General features: G+C 63.9%; 21 protein-coding genes and 2 pseudogenes. 11 read left to right on the top strand and 12 right to left on the bottom strand.

Annotated features, from left to right (window positions below; all coding sequences use genetic code 11):
• Nucleotides 1-9: 9 nt before the first annotated feature.
• Together M3I56_RS28570 and M3I56_RS28565 are read left to right on the top strand one after the other, a co-directional pair.
• Nucleotides 10-168, top strand: a complete 159-nt coding sequence (locus tag M3I56_RS28570; RefSeq protein WP_254356841.1) for a hypothetical protein — start codon at nucleotides 10-12, stop codon at nucleotides 166-168.
• Nucleotides 129-269, top strand: a pseudogene (locus M3I56_RS28565) (MAPEG family protein); the annotation flags it as partial. The gene M3I56_RS28570 and the pseudogene M3I56_RS28565, both read left to right, overlap by 40 nt.
• 255 nt (nucleotides 270-524) lie before the next feature.
• Here M3I56_RS28565 and M3I56_RS28560 read toward each other — a convergent pair.
• Both M3I56_RS28560 and M3I56_RS28555 read right to left on the bottom strand, forming a co-directional pair.
• Nucleotides 525-911, bottom strand: a complete 387-nt coding sequence (locus M3I56_RS28560) for a hypothetical protein (protein ID WP_254356818.1) — start codon at nucleotides 909-911, stop codon at nucleotides 525-527.
• Between the two features lie 20 nt (nucleotides 912-931).
• Nucleotides 932-1,354 (bottom strand): universal stress protein, encoded by a 423-nt coding sequence (locus M3I56_RS28555; RefSeq protein WP_254356817.1) that lies wholly within the window; start codon nucleotides 1,352-1,354, stop codon nucleotides 932-934.
• A 209-nt stretch (nucleotides 1,355-1,563) separates the two neighbouring features.
• On the opposite strand from M3I56_RS28555, the gene M3I56_RS28550 reads away from it, so the two are divergent.
• The 4 genes from M3I56_RS28550 to M3I56_RS28535 all read left to right on the top strand — a co-directional run bounded on the left by M3I56_RS28550 (nucleotide 1,564) and on the right by M3I56_RS28535 (nucleotide 3,733).
• Nucleotides 1,564-1,884: a hypothetical protein gene (locus M3I56_RS28550; RefSeq protein WP_254356816.1), complete on the top strand. Its 321-nt coding sequence runs from the start codon at nucleotides 1,564-1,566 to the stop codon at nucleotides 1,882-1,884.
• 204 nt (nucleotides 1,885-2,088) lie between these two features.
• Entirely contained in the window at nucleotides 2,089-2,316 is a 228-nt protein-coding gene (locus tag M3I56_RS28545; protein WP_245623649.1) for a hypothetical protein, read from the top strand.
• A gap of 1 nt (nucleotide 2,317) precedes the next feature.
• Entirely contained in the window at nucleotides 2,318-3,196 is an 879-nt protein-coding gene (locus M3I56_RS28540; protein ID WP_254356815.1) for a 4-hydroxy-tetrahydrodipicolinate synthase, read from the top strand.
• A 102-nt stretch (nucleotides 3,197-3,298) separates the two neighbouring features.
• On the top strand, nucleotides 3,299-3,733 hold the full coding sequence (locus M3I56_RS28535) for a phosphate-starvation-inducible protein PsiE (protein ID WP_028204349.1): 435 nt from the start codon (nucleotides 3,299-3,301) through the stop codon (nucleotides 3,731-3,733).
• A gap of 29 nt (nucleotides 3,734-3,762) precedes the next feature.
• Here the strand turns inward: M3I56_RS28535 and M3I56_RS28530 are convergent, their stop codons facing one another.
• From M3I56_RS28530 to M3I56_RS28505, 6 genes are all read right to left on the bottom strand, one after another.
• The gene (locus tag M3I56_RS28530; protein WP_254356814.1) at nucleotides 3,763-4,578 is read right to left on the bottom strand and encodes an IclR family transcriptional regulator; all 816 of its coding nucleotides are present in this window, start codon (nucleotides 4,576-4,578) and stop codon (nucleotides 3,763-3,765) included.
• A gap of 54 nt (nucleotides 4,579-4,632) precedes the next feature.
• The gene (locus tag M3I56_RS28525; protein ID WP_254356813.1) at nucleotides 4,633-5,361 is read right to left on the bottom strand and encodes an SDR family NAD(P)-dependent oxidoreductase; all 729 of its coding nucleotides are present in this window, start codon (nucleotides 5,359-5,361) and stop codon (nucleotides 4,633-4,635) included.
• Nucleotides 5,362-5,388: 27 nt separating this feature from the next.
• Nucleotides 5,389-6,690 carry an MFS transporter gene (locus M3I56_RS28520; RefSeq protein ID WP_254356812.1) on the bottom strand — a complete coding sequence of 434 codons (1,302 nt, stop codon included), beginning with the start codon at nucleotides 6,688-6,690 and terminating at the stop codon, nucleotides 5,389-5,391.
• A gap of 57 nt (nucleotides 6,691-6,747) precedes the next feature.
• The gene (locus tag M3I56_RS28515) at nucleotides 6,748-7,485 is read right to left on the bottom strand and encodes an SDR family NAD(P)-dependent oxidoreductase (RefSeq protein WP_254356811.1); all 738 of its coding nucleotides are present in this window, start codon (nucleotides 7,483-7,485) and stop codon (nucleotides 6,748-6,750) included.
• Nucleotides 7,482-8,003, bottom strand: a complete 522-nt coding sequence (locus M3I56_RS28510) for a 2,4'-dihydroxyacetophenone dioxygenase family protein (RefSeq protein ID WP_254356810.1) — start codon at nucleotides 8,001-8,003, stop codon at nucleotides 7,482-7,484. The genes M3I56_RS28515 and M3I56_RS28510 overlap by 4 nt, the downstream gene beginning before the upstream one ends.
• Before the next feature lie 116 nt (nucleotides 8,004-8,119).
• Nucleotides 8,120-9,055, bottom strand: coding sequence for a LysR family transcriptional regulator (locus M3I56_RS28505; protein WP_254356809.1), 936 nt, complete (start codon nucleotides 9,053-9,055; stop codon nucleotides 8,120-8,122).
• Nucleotides 9,056-9,229: 174 nt separating this feature from the next.
• Here M3I56_RS28505 and M3I56_RS28500 point away from each other — a divergent pair, with 174 nt between their 5' ends.
• Nucleotides 9,230-10,372, top strand: coding sequence for an iron-containing alcohol dehydrogenase (locus M3I56_RS28500; RefSeq protein ID WP_254356808.1), 1,143 nt, complete (start codon nucleotides 9,230-9,232; stop codon nucleotides 10,370-10,372).
• A 23-nt stretch (nucleotides 10,373-10,395) separates the two neighbouring features.
• Here the strand turns inward: M3I56_RS28500 and M3I56_RS28495 are convergent, their stop codons facing one another.
• Nucleotides 10,396-11,310 (bottom strand): LysR family transcriptional regulator, encoded by a 915-nt coding sequence (locus tag M3I56_RS28495; RefSeq protein WP_254356807.1) that lies wholly within the window; start codon nucleotides 11,308-11,310, stop codon nucleotides 10,396-10,398.
• Nucleotides 11,311-11,427: 117 nt separating this feature from the next.
• On the opposite strand from M3I56_RS28495, the gene M3I56_RS28490 reads away from it, so the two are divergent.
• The 3 genes and pseudogenes from M3I56_RS28490 (at nucleotide 11,428) to M3I56_RS41730 (ending at nucleotide 12,641) form a co-directional block, all read left to right on the top strand.
• Entirely contained in the window at nucleotides 11,428-12,180 is a 753-nt protein-coding gene (locus M3I56_RS28490) for an SDR family oxidoreductase (RefSeq protein WP_254356806.1), read from the top strand.
• Between the two features lie 40 nt (nucleotides 12,181-12,220).
• Nucleotides 12,221-12,400 (top strand): annotated as a pseudogene (locus M3I56_RS41735) (SDR family NAD(P)-dependent oxidoreductase); the annotation flags it as partial.
• Between the two features lie 76 nt (nucleotides 12,401-12,476).
• A complete protein-coding gene (locus M3I56_RS41730; protein WP_375541807.1) occupies nucleotides 12,477-12,641 on the top strand; it encodes a hypothetical protein in 165 nt (54 codons plus the stop codon).
• 22 nt (nucleotides 12,642-12,663) lie between these two features.
• Here the strand turns inward: M3I56_RS41730 and M3I56_RS28480 are convergent, their stop codons facing one another.
• The 3 genes from M3I56_RS28480 to M3I56_RS28470 all read right to left on the bottom strand — a co-directional run bounded on the left by M3I56_RS28480 (nucleotide 12,664) and on the right by M3I56_RS28470 (nucleotide 17,851).
• The gene (locus tag M3I56_RS28480) at nucleotides 12,664-15,411 is read right to left on the bottom strand and encodes an EAL domain-containing protein (protein ID WP_254356805.1); all 2,748 of its coding nucleotides are present in this window, start codon (nucleotides 15,409-15,411) and stop codon (nucleotides 12,664-12,666) included.
• A gap of 8 nt (nucleotides 15,412-15,419) precedes the next feature.
• The gene (locus M3I56_RS28475) at nucleotides 15,420-16,202 is read right to left on the bottom strand and encodes an ABC transporter substrate-binding protein (protein ID WP_254356804.1); all 783 of its coding nucleotides are present in this window, start codon (nucleotides 16,200-16,202) and stop codon (nucleotides 15,420-15,422) included.
• A gap of 296 nt (nucleotides 16,203-16,498) precedes the next feature.
• The gene (locus M3I56_RS28470; protein ID WP_254356803.1) at nucleotides 16,499-17,851 is read right to left on the bottom strand and encodes an MFS transporter; all 1,353 of its coding nucleotides are present in this window, start codon (nucleotides 17,849-17,851) and stop codon (nucleotides 16,499-16,501) included.
• Between the two features lie 324 nt (nucleotides 17,852-18,175).
• Here M3I56_RS28470 and M3I56_RS28465 point away from each other — a divergent pair, with 324 nt between their 5' ends.
• Nucleotides 18,176-19,960 (top strand): IlvD/Edd family dehydratase, encoded by a 1,785-nt coding sequence (locus tag M3I56_RS28465; RefSeq protein ID WP_028204334.1) that lies wholly within the window; start codon nucleotides 18,176-18,178, stop codon nucleotides 19,958-19,960.
• The last annotated feature ends 9 nt before the right edge of the window (nucleotides 19,961-19,969 follow it).

The raw sequence follows: 19,969 nt of genomic DNA, 5'->3' as shown, positions 1-19,969 counted from the left end.
GTGACAACGATGGCCGACTGGTCGGACATGATTCGGGATTTCGTCGACGAAATCGCTGCAAGCGTAGCCATGATCGGCCGCGACGAGCGGGGCCAGTTCGTGGTCTCGGCCTGCAACGATCATTTCAGGCCGCAACCGTCTGCCGATGCCTGCTCGTCGTCGGGCTGATCGCGTTTCCTACGATGGCGAAACCCAATCCCGCCCGATTTCTCGGCGCGCTCGGCACTTACGCGGCCGGTATCGCGCTGAGTCTCGCATTGCTGCGTTGACTCGAGGACGTGAGCCGTGCGCGGCCATGCTGCCTCTTTCGCTGTGCGCGCATCGAGCCTCCGTTGCCAGGTTGCCCAATACACTGACGATATAGTGGTCCGCATTGCGCGGCGCGGCAGCGTAGTGTGCCCCACGGACGTTTCCGAACATGCCGGTTCGCGCGCGTTCGGGCAGACTCGATCGGGCTCCACCTAGCCATGCGCTTCCCCCGCAGCGATGACTACGCGTTGATCTCCCGTTGACGCTGGGCGCCGCTAGCGCGCCGCGACGATGCCTCCGTGCAGTTCCACATGCAGCACGACGAGCCACCGCGAAGGGCAGGCGCTCGCTACGCGCACTGCACGGCCAGGGCGAATCGCGGCCGGCTGCACGAAGCCCGACTCTCGCGCTCGCGACCATGCATGGCGCGCATCGGAGCGTATCCAGACCGCAAGCAGCGTGCAGCACATGAAGCAGAAGAATGCCGTGAGTCCCAGCGCGAAATCGGGATGATTCGAAAACGCGAAAAATGCGAACGCCGAAGTCAGAATGGGACTGATCAGCAGAATCAACGCGCACACGCGCAGCAACGCGCGCTTTTGAGTACTGTTGGCGCGTGCGGCGTTCAATGTGCGCCGAAGCGGCGATGAGATGTTACGCATGCAAGGGGACCGATACGCCGTCAATGCAACAAGGTCACGGGCACGCTGCAAAGCCGTCTGAGTCTTGCGAGCATCATCCATTTGCGCAGAAAGCCGAGATGGCTCGCGTCCACGAGAACGATATCTGCGCCGCCACATTCCACGCATGCTGCAATGCTGCGCTCCGCGGGTCCCGGTGCGTGCCGTAGCCGGTACGGCACGCCTGCGTCCTTGAGTATCGCGCAGGTGGCGTGGAGCATGTCGCGGCTGTGCTGTTGCCTGCGCTTGCGGGCGCCGTTGCTCACCGCGGCTTGCTGCATCGTCTCCACGATCTCGACCTCCACCATGCCGCGTTCGGCGAAAAGAAACGCGCTGTGGCGTGCGGCTTCGGCTGCGCCGTGCCGGTCGATGATGGGAATGAGGAGTTTCAACACGAAATGGCCCGGGAAATTGCGGATCAGCATGATCGTAGCGAACGGCGCGTAAACAAGCCGTAAAAGATTGGCCGCCGGCGTGTAAATGCGGCGTTTGTTTACGGCATTTTTTCTTGTGCGAGGAACAAACTCACGCCTACACTTGCGCGTCGAATCCGCCCGAGGAATTCCATGCTTTGCCACCCGCCGTACAATTTTGCGTTTCCCCGTTGATCATGCCGATGCGCTTCCGAGGCTGGTTGAAGCTCGCGCTTCTCACGTTTTCCGTGGACCAGATACTGACTGCCGCGTTCGGCTACGTCACCCAGCAAATCGATCCGGGCATTTCGGACTTCGAGACGGTGATCTTCAGTTGCATTACGTGCCTGCTCGTCAGCAACTGGCTGGTGACCGATGCGCGCGCCGCGTGGGCAGCGGCAAAGAAGCAGGGATTCATTGGACCTGCGCGAACCGGTGGAGGTGCGCCCGAAGCGCAACTCGAAATTGCCAACGCGTGCCCGCGACGCTGGCTCGTCGTGCTGCATCTCGAGTTGAATCCCCAACTCGCACAGGGCATGTGAAATTTAGACACGACGCCCCGCTATTTTTAACACCGGTTTTACGCGTTCGGTAATACGCTGAAGTTGTGTTCACAACCTGCGAATAGCAATTCACATCTCATGGCTTGCGCAAATCCCATCCCCCGTAACGAGATCGTGGCGCCGCGTGCGCGCCCGCTTGCAAAGGTCGTTCCGTTGCGGGCCCCGCGTGCCTGGCTCGAAGTCATGCTGACCGCAAATACCGAAGAAGCCGCGCGGGCGCATCTCGCGGCGCTGCTTCATTCGCCGCTCGGCGTCTACGTCGCGCAAACTGCCTTCGTGCGCGGCGCCATGCGCGTGCAACTCGATATCGCGCCCGAAGACATCGACTTCACGATGCATACGCTGATAGGCAGCGTGCCGCAGGCTACGATCGGCGCGTTGCGCCCGCGCATCGGCAACAAGGGGGCCTGATATGTTCGAGGGAATCTGGTTGCCGATCGTGACGCCGCTGCGTGACGGCGAAGTGGATGTCGAGGCGTTGGAGCTCCTGACCGACAAATACGCGAGTGACGGCGTTGCCGGCATCGTCGCGCTCAGCACGACCGGCGAGTCGGCGCTCCTGAACGACGTGGAGCGCGTGACCGTGCTGCAAGCCATCACGGAGGTCGCAGCGGGGCGCGTGCCCGTGATCGCGGGCCTGGGCGGCAGCGATACGCGTGCGTTCGCGCAGGACCTGCGCACGCTGGAAAGGTGGGACGTGGCGGGCTTTCTCGTTCCGCCACCGTCGTATGTTTGCCCGGACCAGGCAGGGCTCGCATGGCACTTCGGGCAGATCGCGCGTGCCACGTCGAAGCCGCTGGTGCTCTACGACGTGCCGCATCGGACAGGCGTGCCGATCGAAGTCGAAACGGTGCGCGAACTGGCGGAAATCGACAATATCGTGGCGATCAAGGCTTGCGCGAGCGAGCGCTTCAAGGCGCTGGGGCAACTGCCCATCTCGTTGCTCTGCGGGACGGACGAAGCGTTTCTGGAGTGTCTCGAAGCGGGCGCCGCGGGTGGCATACTCGCAAGCGCGCACGTTTGCCCTGACTTGCTGCGCGATGTACACGCGCTCGTGAAGGCGGGCTATGGCGAGGCGGCGGCCCGGCTATTCGCGCGCTTCAAGGGCGTGCTGCGCCTGTTGTTCGCCGCGCCGAACCCAAGCGCGATCAAGGCCATGCTGGCGCTCGACGGGATCCTGTCGCACGAAACGCGTATGCCGATCCGGCCGGCTTCGCCCGCCCTCGTCACACAACTCGAATTCGCCCGCGCCGTGCTCGACGACCTGCGCGCCGCCGCGCCGTCGCCCTGATTTCGCTTCGCGCTCGCGCCCGCACGGATTTTTTTCCGCATTTTCGAACTTTCATCTTGTCGCGCTACTATCCCCCTACCGTGTCATGGGGAAACCGCGAAGATGAAGTACGAGAACGCTCTGCAGCGAGCGATCAAGGAGCGCCTCGAGCGCGCCATGGAGCTGGCCGAACTGTTCGGCCTGTTGATCATCGGCATTGGCACCGTGGCCGCCATGGGCGTGCTGATCTGGCATATGGTGCATTCGGACGGCGTGACGCTGACCGACCTGCTGCTGATGTTTCTCTACCTCGAGATCTTCGCCATGGTCGGGCAGTATCTCAAGGCGGGGCAGTTGCCGGTGCGCTTCCCGCTCTACATCGCCATGGTGTCGATTGCGCGGGATCTCATCTTGCGCGCGGGCGCGAACACGGAGCTGCATTTGCTGGCTTCCGCGGGCGCGATCGTGCTGATCGCGCTGGGCGTGCTGATCATCCGGTTCGGGCAGGCGAAATATCCCAGCAACACCGACGAGCGGCGCGTGGAAGAGGCGAAGTAGGCCAGACCGGCTGCCGTAGTGCCGTTCAGTTATCGCACGCAAACCGGCCCAAGCCGCGCGGCGATGGTGCGGCACGCGGCGAGCAGGGGTTCGATGTAGTTGCGTTGCGCGTCCGGCTGGCGGCGGAACATCGGCATGCTGACGCTCACGCAGCCCACTGCGTGACCATCGGCGCCGAGAATCGCCGCGCCGAAACACCAGATCGACTGCTCGTTTTCTTCGCGGTCTTCCGCGTAGCCGCGTTGCGCCGTGAGTTCGATCTCGCCGCGGATCGCGCCGAGGTCGGTCATCGTATGCTCGGTGAAGCGCACGCGCGGCGCCTGCGCGAGCAAGGGCTCGCGCTCGTCCGGCGTGAGCGTGGCGAGCCAGGCCTTGCCGACCGAACTCGACGTGAGCGCCACGCGCGTGCCGATACGCGAGGCCATGCGCACGGCGTGCGGACTTTCGAGCTTTTCGATGTACACCATGGCGCCGTCGCTGGGCACGGCGAGGTGCACCGTTTCCGAGGTGGTGTTGCGCAGTTCCATGAGCGCGTCGACGGCGGCGATGCGCAGGTCGGAACGCTCCCAGCTGCGGCTCGCGAGATTCACGAGACGCGGCCCGAGCGCGAACGTGTTGCCGCCACCCACCGCCGCGACGAGCCCTTCGGCCTGCAGCGCGGCGACGATGCGATGCACGGTCGGGCGCGGATAACCGCTCGCGGCCACGAGCTTCGCGATGTTCGGCGGCGCGCTGGCGTCGGCGATGAGCTGCAGCACGGCGATGAACTTCGAAAAGGCGGCAGTGCCGGCAACGCCCCTGGCGTCGCCGGGTTGGGAGGAGGGAGGGGATTCAGTGGTCGACATCGGCAAGCTTGGGGGCACCATGTGTGGCGCCATTATGCCCGCAATTCCAGCGGATCAGGCGCACAGATAGCCGCCGTCCACGGGCACGATCGCGCCCGTCATGAACGAAGCGGCGGGCGAGCAGAGAAACGCGGCCACGTTCGCGACTTCTTCGGGCTGCCCCCAGCGCTTCATCGGCGTGCGCTCGAGTATGCCCTGCGAGCGGCCACTGTCATCCTGCAGCGCCTGAGTGAGGGGCGTCGCGATCCAGCCGGGCGCGAGCGCATTCACGCGGATATGGTCGGGCGCATAGGCAATGGCGAGCGAGCGCGTGAGCTGCGCCACGCCGCCCTTGCTGGCGCTATAGGCGGGCACGAGGCCGCCGCCGAAAAAGCTCAGCATCGAAGCCGTGTTGACGATGCAGCCTGAAGAGGCCTTGAGCAGCTCGCGCGCGCTCGCACACACGCGCATGGTGCCGTTGAGATTGATGTCGAGCACGCGCTCGAACGCCTCGATCTGGTGCTCGTCGCCGCGGCTGATCACACCCGCGCAGTTCACGACGATATCGAGCCGCTCGAAGCCGCTCACCAGTCGCGCCACGTCTTCGCTCGAACGTACGTCGAGCGAGGCGCGTTGCACGCCGGTATCGAGTACGTCTGGCTTGCCGGCAGGAGGCGGCAGTCCGGCGGCCGTGGTGTGTGCGCCGAGTTGCGCGAGCCGGTTGGCAATGGCCGCGCCGATGCCGGAGTGGCCGCCCGTGACGAGCGCGACCTTGCCCGCGAGAAAGTTGTCCTTGAATGTCATGATGCGTAGTGCGAATGAAGGGAGGAATCAGGTGGGTTGGGTAGCTGCCGCCCGGCGCTCGCCCACAGGCGCGACTTCCCTGACGACGAAGAGATAGACGAACGCGGCGGCAAACGCCACCGCTGCGCTAATGAGCAGGGCGTTCACGAACGAATGTGTCCGGTCGACCACGATGCCGGTGATGACCGGCGCAAACGAGCCGCCGAAATAGCCGCCGAAGTTCTGCATGCTGCCGAGCGATGCCACGAGATGGCGCGGGGCCGCCACACTCACGAGCGCCCAGGCCGCGCCGCTCGACATGTTCACGAAGAACATCGCCACGGAAACATAGGTAATGGCGAGCGCGGTGCTCGGCGTGTAGGCAGCGGGCACGGTGAACGCCGCCGCGCCGATCAGCCCGACGCACAGTGGCCACTTGCGGCTGCGGATGGGCGCCATGCCGCGCTTGAGCAGGTAATCGGAAATAAAGCCGCTGCTGGCCATGCCGATCGTGCCGAACACATAGGGAATGGCGACGAGCCAGCCCGTATGCGCGATGGAGATATGGCGCTCCTTCTCCAGATAGCCGGGCAGCCAGGTGAGATAGAGCCACACCATGTAGATCACGCCCATGAAGCCGAAGATCATGCCCCACGTGTTGCGCTGCTTGAGCAGCGTGCCCCATTCGGCGAAGCTCAGCGCGCTCTTTTTCGGTGCTTCAGTGGCGCCGTCTTCGAGCCATGCCGTTTCTTCAGTCGTGAGCGTGACCTGATCGCGGTTGCGATAGACGACATACCAGCCGACCGAGACGAGCACACCCAGCACGCCCATGATGATGAACATCGGGCGCCAGCCGAATGTGAGCATCAGCACGGTGAGGAGCGGCGGTGCGATCATCGGTGCGATGGTCGAGGAGGAAACGAACGTACCGGTTGGCGCACCGCGTTCGCGCACGGCGAACCATTCATGAATGACCTTGGCGCCCGCGGGAAAGAGCGGCGCTTCGGCGATGCCCAGCACCACGCGCGCCGCCAGAAAATGATTGAGCGTTTGAATGAAGCCGCCCGTGACCTGCGCAACCGACCACACCAGCATGCCAAGCCCGAGCATCACGCGCGAGCCGAAACGATCGAGCATCGCGCCCACCGGCAATTGCGCGAACGCATAGGCAAGCGAGAACGCCGAAAGCAGCAAGCCCATTTGCGATGCGTTCAGATGCAGTTCCTCGGCCACCGAATGATTGGCGATGGAAAGCGTGCTGCGGTCCAGATAGTTCACGATGCCCGCTATCGTCAGAAAGGCGATAGCTATTGTCTGTGTGCGTTTAAGCCGGTGCGATTTTTTGATCATGGGTCGTCTCCTTGTGGCTGTTTTCGTGGGTGTGTTCTGGTTCGGGCGGTTCGGGCGTCAGTATGTGGCGCGGCCGCCGGAAAGATCGAATATCGCGCCGGTGCTGAACGTACAGGAATCCGAACAGAGCCATAGCGCGAGGTCGGCCACTTCGTCAACGGTGCCGAGCCGCCCGAGCGGGCTTTTGTCGATCATCGTCTGCACGTGGGCGGGCGACATCTGCGCGAGCAGCGGCGTTTCAACGGCGGCGGGCGCAATGCCATTGACGAGAATGCCCGTTTGCGCGAGTTCCTTGCCAAGCGATTTGGTGAGCGAGATCACGCCGGCCTTCGCCGCGCTGTAGGCGGACGCGTTCGGCGTGCCCTCCTTGCCCGCGAGCGAAGCCACATTGACGATGCGCCCCGCACCCGCGCGGCGCATGGCGGGCACCACGAAGCGGCAAACGTGATAGGTGCCCACCAGATTGACGTCGACAATGCGTTGCCATTCGGCGGGATCGTAGGCGTCGAGTGGCACGGTCGAACCGGCGAAACCCGCGTTGTTCACGAGGTAGTCGATGCGCCCGAATTCCGCGAGCGTCGCTGCCAGCGCCGCTTCGATCGTTTCGGGGCGCGTGACGTCAACTTCGATGTGACGGGGTGCGTCTTGCGTGTCCAGCGAGCCGGGAACGCGGTCCCAATTGACGGTGCGCGCCCCGCCGCGCGCGAATGCGATGCAGATCGCGCGGCCTATGCCGCCCGCCGCGCCGGTCACGACGGCTACGCGCCCCGCGAAATCGTATTGGGCACGGCTCATCGGATGAACTGATCCACGTAATCCTCGCCAAGACCTGCCGCCGCGTAATGCTTGCGGCACATGTCGATCTTCGTGAACACGTCCTCATAGCCTGTGTAGTTGCCCCAAGGATCGCAATAGAACATCACGCCGTTGACCTGGAAGTAGGTGATCATTTCTTCGACGTCTTCCGGTACGTAGAGCGTGTGCGTTTCGCCGGGCGGCTCGAACACGTAGCTGCCTTCGGTCGCTTCCCAGTCGTGCTCCAGATAGCGCCAGCGGCCCTTGAGCACCATGCCGTGAACGGCCTGCGGATGCCGATGCCTGCTCAAGACTCCTGATTTACGCACGCGCAGCAAATTCATCCAGTAGCCCTGTGACGTGTTCAGACACAGCGGGCGGAACCACACGTTCCCGGCCTGGGGCACCCACACGCGCTCGTCGGTGGGAATGGCGTGGGGAATGACGATTTCCTGCTGCGCTTCCTTGGGGAACGGAAGCTGATACGGCGTCATGGGGGAGTAGGTTTTGTCCGTCATCAGTCGCTCTCGTTGTGTCCACAATATGGACGTTAAGTCCACGATATGGTTCATTGTGCGGGAGGCATTTGATGTAGGTCAATGCCAGGGTTTCTCCGGGTTCGGTTGCGACGCACTCAGAATTCAATGCCCTGCTTGTCGCACAGCGCATCGATGAGCAGCCGCGCCGCGGGCGCGAGCGGCGCGCCCTGGCGCGTGACCAGCTCATAAGGTTCGCTGCGGGAAGCGAGGCGCAGCGGCAGGATGCAGGCCATCTGCTGGCTGGCGAAGAACTGCGCAACGTCGATGGACACCAGCGCGACGAACGACGGATTACCTTGCAGCAGCGCGAGCGTGGCAAACGCGGAGGTCGTTTCGAGCAGATGCGTGGGAAAGCGCAGTTCGGCCTCGCGAAACTCGCGTTCGAGCAGCAGACGCATCGGCATGTTCGCGCGGTAGACCACCCAGCGGTACTTCTCCATGTCCTTGAGCGTGAGCTTCTTCGCGCGGTGCAGCGGATGCCGCACGTTGGCGATCACGGCGAGCGTTTCGTCTTGCAGCTTGAGGCTCTCGTAGTGCTGCGGCGTCTGGCTGACCGTGGTGCGGCAGATCGCAAGATCGAGCCTGCCCGCATCGATCTGGCTCAGGAGCGCAGTGCTCGTGTCTTCGACGATTTCAACCGACATTTCCGGATGCGCCGCGATCAGCGTGGAAATCGCATCGGTCAGCAGCGGCACCGCGCCCATGATGACCCCAACCGCTATGCGTCCGCCACGGCCGCGCGAGAGTCCGACAAGCTCCTCGCGCAAATGCGTGAGATCGGTGTGGATCAGGCGCGCGTAGCGGATCGCGCAGTGTCCGGCCTCGGTGGGATCGAGACCTCGATTGGTGCGATTGAAGAGCGCGGTGCCAAACGTCGTTTCGATTTCCTGCAATGCCTTGCTGGCGCCGGGCTGCGTGAGTGCGACCTGTTGTGCGGCCTTCAGCAGTGAGCCGTGATCGCCGAGCGCGATCAAAAGCCGGAGCTGTTTCACATGGAGGCGGGAGATGATCGAATTGAGCGACGGGGTCATGGGGTTGAGGAAAAGTTATAGCTGTATCAAATCTTCTCAATTACCGCGTGATGGGCGTCTCACTATACTGGCCCAAAACAATAGCACTATGCGGCTGAAATGCGGTAATCGAATTGCAGCGATCAGCGCTTGTTTTCGCAACGGTCGAATTCGCTATAACTGAAGCTCAATCCTATGTCCCTCATCAACTACGTCACGCAGATCCAGTTCGATTTTGGCGCCATTCGTTTGCTCAAGAACGAATGCGAACGTGTGGGCATCAGCCGGCCGTTGATCGTCACGGACAAGGGCGTGCGTGCGGCGGGGGTCCTCGATAGCGTGCTTGGCGCGCTGCTGCCAGGCGTTGCGCCCGCAACGATCTACGACGGCACCCCGTCCAATCCGAACGAAGCGGCGGTGCGCGAGGCCGTAGCGGCCTACCGTGCGGGCGAGTGCGACGGCATCGTCGCCGTCGGCGGCGGTTCGGCAATCGACCTCGCCAAAGGCGTCGCCGTTTGCGCGACGCACGAAGGACCGCTGCAGCGCTTCGCCGTGATCGAAGGCGGCGCGGCGAACATCACGGCGAAGACGGCCCCGGTGATCGCCGTGCCGACGACCGCGGGCACCGGCAGCGAAGTGGGGCGTGGCGCCATTCTGATTCTCCACGACGGCCGCAAGGTCGGCGTGATCTCGCCTTACGTGGTGCCGCGTGTGGCGACTTGCGATCCCGAACTGACGCTGGGCTTGCCGCCCGGTTTGACGGCGGCGACGGGCATGGATGCCATCGCGCATTGCATGGAGACCTTCCTCGCGCCCGCCTTCAATCCGCCCGCGGACGGCATTGCGCTGGATGGATTGTGGCGCGCGTGGCGTCATATCGAGCGCGCGACGCGCGATGGCGGCGACCGCGTGGCGCGGCTGAACATGATGAGCGCATCGATGCAGGGCGCGCTTGCGTTCCAGAAGGGTCTGGGTTGCGTGCACAGCCTGAGCCATTCGCTAGGCGGCATCAACCCGCGTCTGCATCATGGCACGCTGAACGCCATCTTTCTGCCGGCGGTGCTGCGGTTCAACGAGGAAGCGCCTTCGGTGCGAGAGGAAGGCAAGCTCGACCGCCTGGCGACGGCAATGGGGCTGGACAGCGGCGCCGAAGTGGCGCCCGCCGTGCGCACGATGACCGAGCGCCTTGGCCTGCCGACGGGCCTCGCGCAGCTTGGCGTGAGCGCTGATCTGTTCCCCGAGATCATCAAGGGCGCGCTCAAGGATCACAGCCACAAGACCAATCCGCGCGAGGCTTCCGAAAACGATTACCGCGCCATGCTCGAATCGTCGATGTAACGCGACACGGCTTCGGTCAAGCGTTATCGCGGCTTCAAAACCGTCGCCATATATTCCGTCGCGAATTCGATCAATGCCTGCACGCGCAGCGGCAGCCGCCTTTGCACGGGATACACAATTTGCGCGGCGAGCGGTTTCGCCTGCCATTTCGGCAGGACGCGCACGAGACGTCCCGACACCAGATCCTCCTCGATCAGCCATTCCGGCAACACGGCCAGGCCCAGCCCCATGCGCGCGGCCTCGCGCATGCTCGTCACCCCTTCCGAAATCATCACGGGATCGATCTGCAACGTATGCGTCGTTGCGCCCGAATACAGCGTGACATCCCTCGCACCGCCGAATTGCCGGCTCGAAAGTGCGATCCACGGTAAGGCCTGGAGACTTGCCGGCTTGCTGGCGAACTTGTGATCCTTGAGGAAGGCGGGCGAGGCAACCGGATAGCGGCGGATCTCGCCCAGCGAGCGCGCCACGACGCGATCGTCAGTGAGCGCCCCGGCGACGATACCGGCGTCGCAGCCCTCTTCGATCATGTGCAGCGGGCGGTTCGAATAGGCCAGCTCCATTCTCACAGCCGGGTGCGCCTGGATAAAGCTGCTGATCATGCGGCTCACCACGGACTGGCCGAAGTCGATCGTGGAGAACACGCGGATATTGCCGCTCAGCGCGCTCTGGTCGCGCCGCATGCGCTGCGCGGATTCCTCGGCTAGCGCGAGCAGCGCCTGGGCGTCGGCAAGGAACTGGTGGCCGGTTTCCGTGAGGCTCATGCGGTGCGTGTCGCGCCGCAGCAGCGCCGCGCCGCATTGATCTTCGAGCGAACGCAACTGGCGGCTCAGCGTGGGCTGGCTCAGGTTCAGCTTGCGCGCCGCCGCGGAGATGCTGCCGCTCTCCACGATGGCAACGAAGGCCTGCAGCAGGCTCAGGTCGTTGAAGATGGTCATACGCGGGAAGCATAACCGATATTCTGGTTATGCAGCTACCGTGGAGCGTCGGCTGGCGGGAAGATGCACCCATCGCATCACGTTGCATCACCAACCCAACCGGCACGGAGAGTCACCATGAGCACGCAAGCCAACACCAGCACAGTCGCGATCGTTACCGGCGCTTCCCGCGGGATCGGCGCATCGATCGCCAGACGCCTCGCGGGCGAAGGCATCGCAGTCGTCGTCAACTACGCCGGCCGCGCGGCGGACGCCAACGCGGTCGTGGAGGAAATCAAAACCGCGGGCGGTCGCGCCGCGGCGATTCAGGCAGACGTGGCTGTGCCCGCCCAGGTGGCCGCGATGTTCGACCAGGCCATTACGCTCTTCGGCGGCGTGGATATCGTGGTGAACAACGCGGGCATCATGCAGCCGGGCCTCGTCAACCTGGCCGATACCGACGACGCCCTGTTCGACCGCCTCGTCGCGATCAATCTCAAGGGCACCTTCAATACGCAGCGCATCGCCGCGAAGAAGCTGCGCGAAGGCGGACGCATCGTCAATTTCTCGAGCAGCATCCAGGCGCTCGCGCTGCCGGGCTATTCCGTGTACGCCGCCACCAAGGCCGCCGTGGAAACGATGACCAACATCTTCGCCAAGGAACTGCGCGGCCGCAATATCACAGTGAATGCGGTCGCCCCCGGACCTACCGCAACCGAACTGTTCCTCAAGGACAAGACCCCCGAGCAGATCGAGCGCCTTGCGAAGATGCCGCCGCTCGAGCGGCTCGGCCAGGCGGACGACATCGCCAAGGTGGTCTCGTTCCTCGTCGGCAACGGCGCAGGCTGGATCGACGGTCAAACGATCCGCGTGAACGGCGGCATTGTTTGATGTCCTGATCAAGCGTTTCGTTGCGAACAAGGAGCCCATCATGAAGAAGGTCATTGTCGTTACCGGCGCATCGAGCGGTTTCGGCCGCCTCGCCGCCGAAGCACTCGCCAGCGCCGGCCGTACCGTCTACGCGTCCATGCGTGCGACCGCCGGGCGCAACGCCCCGGTCGTTGCGCAGATGGCGGAATTTTCGCAGCACAACGGCGTGGATCTGCGCACCGACGGCGCGAGGTAAGGCGGCGTGCCGCCTGCGGAACTGCTGCTCGGTTGGCCTCGTGGCCGAGGCGGTCGTCGGTGTGGTCGATGCCCCCTTCGGCAAGCGGCCGTTCCGGGTGCACGTGGACCCGACCCAGGACGGCGCGGACGTTGGCTTTGCCGTAGTGGACCGCGTGCGGGCGGAGATGCTGCATCGCGTGGGCATGTCCGACCTGCTCGCGCCGCGCCGGCATGGCGACGCGTGATGCGGCAAGCGGCGGGGCGCGCTTACTCCGCGACGCACTCCGGCGCTTCGAGTCCACGCAATGCCGCCTCGAACTCCTCGACAGGAATCGGGCGGCAGAACAGATAGCCCTGATAGGCGTAACATCCGGCCGAGGCGAGGAAGGCGCGTTGCTCCTCGGTCTCCACCCCTTCGGCGATCACGCCGAGGCCCAGGCTGTGCGCAAGCGCCACGATGGTTCGGGCGATTACCGCATCGTTCGGGTCGACGAGGACATCGCGCACGAATGAGCGGTCGATTTTCAGTTGAGCGAGCGGCAGGCGCTTCAAATACGAAAGCGACGAATAGCCGATGCCGAAATCGTCGAGCGCGAAGACGATGCCGTTCGCCTTCAGCGCTTCCATTTTCTCGATGATCTCCTGCACGTTGTCGACCAGCACGCTTTCCGTCAACTCGAGCTTCAGCCGGTCCGCTCTCGCGCCGGTCTGCTTGAGCGTGGCCAGCACGCTTGCCACGAAGTCCGGCTGGTGCAGCTGTTGCACGCTGACGTTGACCGCGATGGTCAGATGCCCGGTGTCGGGCTGCGTAGCCCAGCGCGCCAGCTGGGTGCAGGCCGCGCGTAGCACCCAGCTGCCCAGCGCGGCGATGAGCCCGGTTTCTTCGGCCACGGGAATGAAGTCGGCCGGATACACGAGCCCGCGCAGGGGATGACGCCAGCGCACCAGCGCCTCGACGCCGGTGACACGGCCGCTCTCGATCTGCATCTGGTAGTGAAGCACGAACTGTTCGCTTTCGATGGCATCGCGCAGCGCCGCTTCGAGCGCGGCACGCTCCACCACGACCGTCTGCATGTCGGGGTCGAAGAGGCGCACCGCGTTGCGGCCGCGTTCCTTGGACTTGTACATGGCGAGGTCGGCCTGTTTCATGAGGTCGTCCGTCGACGCCTGGAATCCCTTGAAGACGGTTGCGCCAATACTCGCCGAACTGCGGTAGTCGATGTCGTCGAGTCGATAAGGATTCCCGAGCACGGTGAGAATCCGCTCGCCCAGGGCCTCGGCCTGGCGGGCCGCTTCAGAGGGAACGGGATTCAGATTGCCCACCACGACGACGAACTCGTCGCCGCCCACACGCGCCACGGTGTCGCCCGCCGGTATGCTCGCCGCCAGGCGTTTCGCCACTTCCTGCAGCAGCAGGTCGCCCTTGTCGTGGCCCAGCGTGTCGTTCAGCGTCTTGAAATGATCCAGATCGATGAACAGCAGGGCGCCGCTCGTACCGTTCCTCGCGCTGTCGGTGAGGGCGTCCTTCAGGTTGTCGAGCAGCAGCGTGCGATTGGGCAGGCCGGTGAGCGCGTCGTAGAAGGCCAGCTCCTTGATGCGCTGGTCGGCGATCTTGCGCTCGGTGATGTCGCGCCCGCTCGTGCGAAAACCGATGAAATCGCCCCTGGAGTCGGTAATCGGCACCCACGACGCGCAGAGCCACATGAGCGAGCCGTCCTTGCGCACGCAGCGAAATTCCAGATTGTCGCCACGCGAACCCAGTTGCGCGCCGCGGAACTCGGGCGCGACGTAGGAGGCGTCGCCCGGATAAATCACGGTGCAGGCGAAGTCGCTCATGGCCATGCACTCGTCGACGGTATAGCCGATGTACTGCTCTACCGCCGAGTTGATCCAGCGCGGCTTGCCTTCCGGCGACCACCAGATTTCCCAGTTGACGGTGCAGTCCGCAATGGCGCGGAATTTTTCCTCGTTTTCGCGCAGTTCCTTCGTCATCGACGAGGCCAGCCGTATCGCGCGGCTGCGGCCCGTCATCATGAGGCGCGTGAGCAGCGCGAGCAGCAGGCTCAGGCCCGTGCCGGTGATCGCAATGAGCGTTGCCGCGTCGCGGCCGAAGCGCGCTTTGAAGCCGTCGCGCGCCATCAGTTTGAGCATCCAGTCGTGTCCGCAGACGACGAGATATTCGGTTGCCGAAAGATCGCTTGGCAGGCGATGGGCCGCGGCGCCCGACGTTCGGTAGAGCAACGCGTCCGGCGACGATTCCACGCCGTCGTAGATGGAGACCGAGAGGCCGGGCGGTTCCTCGCCGTAAAGGCTGGCAATGACGTCGTGCATGCGAAAGGACGCGTAGACCCAGCCAACCAGCTGCGCCTGGCGTTCGGTGGCGTTTTCCGGCGCCGGGCCGCGTGCGTAGACCGGCATGTACATCACGAAGCCGGGGTCGGCGCCGGGATCGGTGTCGACCGAGAGGCGCACCTTGCCGGAGATGGTCGCCATGCCGGTGTCGCGCGCCTGCTCCATGGCGCGCCGGCGCACCGGGTCGGCCCAGGCGTCGAAACCGGGCTCCGCGCGATTGGCGCCGATATACGGCTCGCGCTGAATGATGGGGGCATAATTCGCGCGCGGACCATCGGGCTCGATCGAGTAGCGTGGCAAGCCGCGCTGCTGCATGGACGTAATATGCGCGGCCTTTTGCGTTTGCGGCACCCACGCGACGATGCCGATGGCCTGGATGCCGGAAAAGTTGGCGTCGAGATTGAGCGTATTGACGTAAGCCCGGAACGCGTCGCGATCGACCTCGCCGCTGGCGGCGAACAGGCTCTGCACGCCGCGCAGCAGCAGTTCGTACGTGCCCATGCGCTGTTCGATGCGGCTCACGACGTCGCCGAGCGAGAAGTCGAACTGGGTGAGCAGTTCGTGGCGGGCCGCTTCCCGCTCGTGGTTCCAGAGCACCCAGGTCACGCCGAGCGCGGCGGCGAGAACCAGTAGCGGGAGCAGAATGAGGCGCGTCCGGGTCATGGCGGCGTCTAGAAGGGGACCATCGAGTCGGCGAGGTCAGGCTTGAAATACTTCGTGAAGATGCGCCGCACCGTGCCGTCGGCGATCATTTCGTTGACGAGGGCGCGCCACTTGTCCCGCTCCTCGGGCGAGAGCGCCTTCTTCGACATGATGAGTCCATGCGGAATGGGTGGATCGTCGAACTCCACGATATTGGTCACGCTCCGAATCTTCGCTTCATCGATGGCGGGATAATCGAACGGCTCGATGATCATTCCCTGAATGCGGCCAAGGATCAGCGCCTGGTAAAGCGGCTCGAGACCCCCGGCCTGACTCACGCGGTTCTCGGCAGAGAGCGAATCGACCAGTCGGTTGGCCGACTCGCTGTAGCGGAAGCTGCGAATCACGCCGAGCTGAAACTTGTCGTTGTGCTCGAAATCGGCCAGTTGATGGATGCCCGAATCCTTGCGAACCAGCAGATAGTACTTGTTGCTGAAGTACCAGGCAAAGTCCGCGTATTGATTGCGCTCTTCGTTGGCAATGCCCGAAAGACTGAAATCGAGCGCGCCCGATTCGATCAGTTTCCAGATGCGCGCGCGCGACATCAGGCTCACGCGGAGCTGGCAGCCGCTGCGCCGCGCCAGGGCGTCGGCGAAGTCCTTGTCGATGCCCGTGTCCGTGTCGACGGAGTAGAGCAGCCCATGATCGTGTAAGGCGAGCGTAAATGAGCGCGAGCAGTCGGGGCCCGCGGCAACCGCGGTGCCAATGCAACCGAGCGCCAGCAGCAGGCCCCCAAGGCAGGTTCGAATCACAGCGTCTCCGTTGCTCGATAGTGGCCCGATGGCAGTGTGTCGGGCGGAAAACAGTGTTCACGTCTTATCGGCAGCGTGCTGCAATTCTTGAGACAATTCCAACTGTTTTTTTTTGAACGCTTTATGTGCGGGCGCTGGGGGCCTCGGGCAGGACGAGTGCCCGTGCTCGCTGGACCGCGAAGGCAAAAAAAAGCGCCGGCGCAAGGCCGACGCAATTTTCAAAACGGGATCGTGTAAGGAAGGCTCACCCAAAAGGTGGCCTTCGCAACGGACGATTTAGCCGATTCGCATAGCGCTCAGTTCTCTTCCACCAGGTCCCGGTTCAGCATGCTTTTCGGAATCGACAGAATCAGAACGCAGCTCACCAGCAGACACGCGCCCAGCGCATAGGTGCCGTTGTTGATGTCGCCGGTCAGGTCCTTCGCCACGCTGGTGATCATGGAGCCCGTGAAGCCGGACAGGTTGCCGACCGAGTTGATGAGCGCAATCCCCGCCGCCGCGGCCGTGCCGGAGAGAATCTGCCCGGGGAACGTCCAGTAAATCGGCATGAGCCCGAGAATCGCGCAGGTGGAGATAGTCAGGAATACGATCGAGAGCGGCACGTTGTGCGCGAAGAGTGCGCTCAGAATCAGGCCGACGCCGCCGATACAGGCCGGAATGGCCGCATGCAGCCGGCGCTCGCCCGTCTTGCGCGAGTGCGCCGCATTCCAGATCATGGCGACGACGGCGCTGAGATAGGGAATGGCGGTTAGCAAGCCGATATTGAACGTGCTCTTCACGCCAGAAGCCTTGATGATGGAAGGCAGCCAGAACGCCAAACCATAGAAGCCGGTATTGAAGGTGAGCAGGATGAACGTCAGCAGCCAGACGCGCGGGCTTTTCAGCGCCGCCACGGCGCTATGCGTTTTCTTCGCGCTTTCCTGTTCGAGATTCTTTTGAAGCACGGCTTTCTCGGCGGCGCTCAGCCATTTCGCCGACTGAATGCCGTCTCCCATGCGCAACAGCACCACGAAGGCGACGAGAATCGAAGGAATGCCTTCGAGCAACAGCATCCACTGCCAGCCGCCCAGGCCGAACAGGCCATGCGTGTTTTCCATGAGCCACCCCGAGAGAATCCCGCCGAGCGTGAGGCTCACCGGAATGGCGATCAGGAACCCCGACATCGCGACGCTCTGGCGACGCGCCGGAAACCAGTAGTTCAGGTAAAGAATGATGCCGGGGAAAAAGCCCGCTTCACAGACGCCGAGCAGAAACCGCAGGATGTAGAACATCGTCGAGCTTTGCACGTGGAAGAAACTCGCGAGCGGCGCGATAAAGGCCAGCGACGAAGACACGATACCCCACGTCACCATGATGCGCGCAATCCAGAAACGCGCGCCATAGCGATGCAGGAGCAGGTTGCTCGGCATCTCGAAGAGGAAGTATCCCCAGAAGAAAATGCTTGCGCCCACGGCGTAGATGCTATCGCTCAGGCCGAGCGAATCGAGCATCTGCAGCTTGGCAAAGCCGACGTTCACGCGGTCGAGGTAGGCGACGACGTAGCACAGAAGCAGAAGCGGCAGGATGCGCTTCAGTACCTTGCGGTACAGCAGTTCTTCGGCCTGGTTGACGGCGGCCGGCGAGTCCGCAATCTGGGTCAGGGTTGGCATGGGATGTGTCTCCTTTCACATGTGCCTTTGAATGGTCCCGCTGGTGGGGAGGCGATTCCACGAGCTTCGTGGTGTGTTTGCTGGATCTCGGCGCTGGCTGTGAACAGCGCGCTGCTTTGTTATCGGTAACACAGCGGGCGCTAAATTAGCATGAGACGAGGCGCCACGGCAAGTCGGAGGCCGGCGCCGAGGTCGGGAAAACGCGTGGTCTCACCTGGTGCACAGGGCGAGCGCAAAGTGCTAATATCCACAAATGTTACCGATAACAAATGGCGTGGACCTGCCCGCCACATCGTCGAGACAAGGAACCAGCAAGTGAGTGATATGACCCAGCCCAACGCACGGCGCCTGCGCAGCCAGGAATGGTTCGACGACCCGGCCCATGCGGACATGACCGCGCTCTATGTCGAGCGCTTCATGAACTACGGTCTGACCCGGGAAGAACTGCAATCGGGCCGCCCCATCATCGGCATTGCGCAAACGGGGAGCGATCTCGCCCCCTGCAACCGTCACCATATCGAGCTGGCGGCGCGCACGAAGGCGGGCATTCGCGACGCGGGCGGCATCCCGATGGAATTCCCGGTGCATCCGCTGGCCGAGCAGAGCCGCCGGCCCACGGCGGCACTCGACCGCAATCTGGCCTATCTGGGTCTGGTCGAAATTCTTCACGGTTTCCCGCTCGATGGCGTCGTGCTGACGACGGGCTGCGACAAGACCACGCCCGCTTGCCTGATGGCCGCGGCAACGGTCGATATGCCCGCCATCGTGCTGTCGGGCGGCCCGATGCTCGACGGCTGGCATAACGGCCAGCGTGTCGGTTCGGGCACGGTCATCTGGCATGCGCGCAATCTGCTGGCGGCCGGCGAGATCGACTACGAGGGTTTCATGGAGCTCACCACGGCTTCGTCGCCCTCCATCGGCCACTGCAACACCATGGGCACGGCGCTGTCGATGAACAGCCTCGCCGAAGCGCTGGGCATGTCGCTGCCCGGCTGCGCCAGCATTCCGGCCGCTTACCGCGAGCGCGGGCAGATGGCGTACGCGACGGGCAAGCGCATTGTCGACCTCGTGCGCTACGACATGCGGCCTTCGCGCATCATGACGAAAGAGGCGTTCGAGAATGCCATCGTCGTGGCCTCCGCGCTGGGTGCGTCCACCAACTGCCCGCCGCACCTGATTGCGATCGCGCGGCACATGGGCATCGAGCTGAGCCTCGAAGACTGGCAACGCGTTGGCGAACAGGTGCCGCTCATCGTGAACTGCATGCCGGCAGGCGAGTATCTGGGCGAGAGCTTCCACCGCGCGGGCGGCGTGCCCGGCGTGCTGCGCGAACTCGATCGCGCGGGCCTCGTGCACCGCGAATGCCTCACGGTATCGGGTCGCACCATCGGCGCCATCGCCGACAGCACGCCCGAGCCCGATCGCGAAGTCATCAGGACAACCGATGACCCGCTCAAGCACGGCGCAGGCTTCATGGTGCTCTCGGGCAACTTCTTCGACAGCGCGATCATGAAGATGTCGGTGGTCGGCGACGCCTTTAGGCAAACCTATCTGAGCGAGCCGGGCGCGGAAAATACCTTCGAGGCTCGCGCGATCGTGTTCGACGGTCCCGAGGACTACCACGCGCGCATCAACGACCCGTCGCTCGAAATCGACCAGCGCTGCATTCTCGTGATTCGCGGCACGGGCACGGTGGGCTATCCGGGCAGCGCCGAAGTGGTGAACATGGCGCCGCCGGCGGAACTGGTGCGCCAGGGCATCACGTCGCTGCCCACGCTGGGCGATGGCCGCCAGAGCGGTACGTCGGCGAGCCCGTCGATCCTGAACATGTCGCCCGAGGCGGCGGTGGGCGGCGGCCTCGCGCTGCTGCAAACGGGCGACCGCATTCGCGTGGACCTGAATGCGCGCAGCGTGAACGTGCTGGTCGACGAAGCCGAGCTGGCGCGGCGCCGCGAAACGGCGCACTTCGAGGTTCCGCCTGCCCAGACGCCCTGGCAGGAGCTTTACCGCAAGACGGTGGGACAGTTGTCCACGGGCGGATGCCTGGAACCTGCCACGCTCTATCTGAAAGTCATCGCCGAGCGCGGCAACCCGCGCCATTCGCACTAACCCTCGGAC

The sequence above is a fragment of the Paraburkholderia sp. CNPSo 3281 genome, assembly GCF_024206515.1.
GTDB lineage: Bacteria > Pseudomonadota > Gammaproteobacteria > Burkholderiales > Burkholderiaceae > Paraburkholderia > Paraburkholderia nodosa.
This window is presented reverse-complemented; position numbering and strand designations above follow the sequence as displayed.

Coding starts and splice junctions, on each gene's coding strand:
- M3I56_RS28570 (WP_254356841.1), top strand. CDS start 10: ATGGCCGACTGGTCGGACATGATTCGGGATTTCGTCGACGAAATCGCT.
- M3I56_RS28560 (WP_254356818.1), bottom strand. CDS start 911: ATGCGTAACATCTCATCGCCGCTTCGGCGCACATTGAACGCCGCACGC.
- M3I56_RS28555 (WP_254356817.1), bottom strand. CDS start 1,354: ATGCTGATCCGCAATTTCCCGGGCCATTTCGTGTTGAAACTCCTCATT.
- M3I56_RS28545 (WP_245623649.1), top strand. CDS start 2,089: ATGCTGACCGCAAATACCGAAGAAGCCGCGCGGGCGCATCTCGCGGCG.
- M3I56_RS28540 (WP_254356815.1), top strand. CDS start 2,318: ATGTTCGAGGGAATCTGGTTGCCGATCGTGACGCCGCTGCGTGACGGC.
- M3I56_RS28535 (WP_028204349.1), top strand. CDS start 3,299: ATGAAGTACGAGAACGCTCTGCAGCGAGCGATCAAGGAGCGCCTCGAG.
- M3I56_RS28530 (WP_254356814.1), bottom strand. CDS start 4,578: ATGTCGACCACTGAATCCCCTCCCTCCTCCCAACCCGGCGACGCCAGG.
- M3I56_RS28525 (WP_254356813.1), bottom strand. CDS start 5,361: ATGACATTCAAGGACAACTTTCTCGCGGGCAAGGTCGCGCTCGTCACG.
- M3I56_RS28520 (WP_254356812.1), bottom strand. CDS start 6,690: ATGATCAAAAAATCGCACCGGCTTAAACGCACACAGACAATAGCTATC.
- M3I56_RS28515 (WP_254356811.1), bottom strand. CDS start 7,485: ATGAGCCGTGCCCAATACGATTTCGCGGGGCGCGTAGCCGTCGTGACC.
- M3I56_RS28510 (WP_254356810.1), bottom strand. CDS start 8,003: ATGACGGACAAAACCTACTCCCCCATGACGCCGTATCAGCTTCCGTTC.
- M3I56_RS28505 (WP_254356809.1), bottom strand. CDS start 9,055: ATGACCCCGTCGCTCAATTCGATCATCTCCCGCCTCCATGTGAAACAG.
- M3I56_RS28500 (WP_254356808.1), top strand. CDS start 9,230: ATGTCCCTCATCAACTACGTCACGCAGATCCAGTTCGATTTTGGCGCC.
- M3I56_RS28495 (WP_254356807.1), bottom strand. CDS start 11,310: ATGACCATCTTCAACGACCTGAGCCTGCTGCAGGCCTTCGTTGCCATC.
- M3I56_RS28490 (WP_254356806.1), top strand. CDS start 11,428: ATGAGCACGCAAGCCAACACCAGCACAGTCGCGATCGTTACCGGCGCT.
- M3I56_RS28480 (WP_254356805.1), bottom strand. CDS start 15,411: ATGACCCGGACGCGCCTCATTCTGCTCCCGCTACTGGTTCTCGCCGCC.
- M3I56_RS28470 (WP_254356803.1), bottom strand. CDS start 17,851: ATGCCAACCCTGACCCAGATTGCGGACTCGCCGGCCGCCGTCAACCAG.
- M3I56_RS28465 (WP_028204334.1), top strand. CDS start 18,176: ATGACCCAGCCCAACGCACGGCGCCTGCGCAGCCAGGAATGGTTCGAC.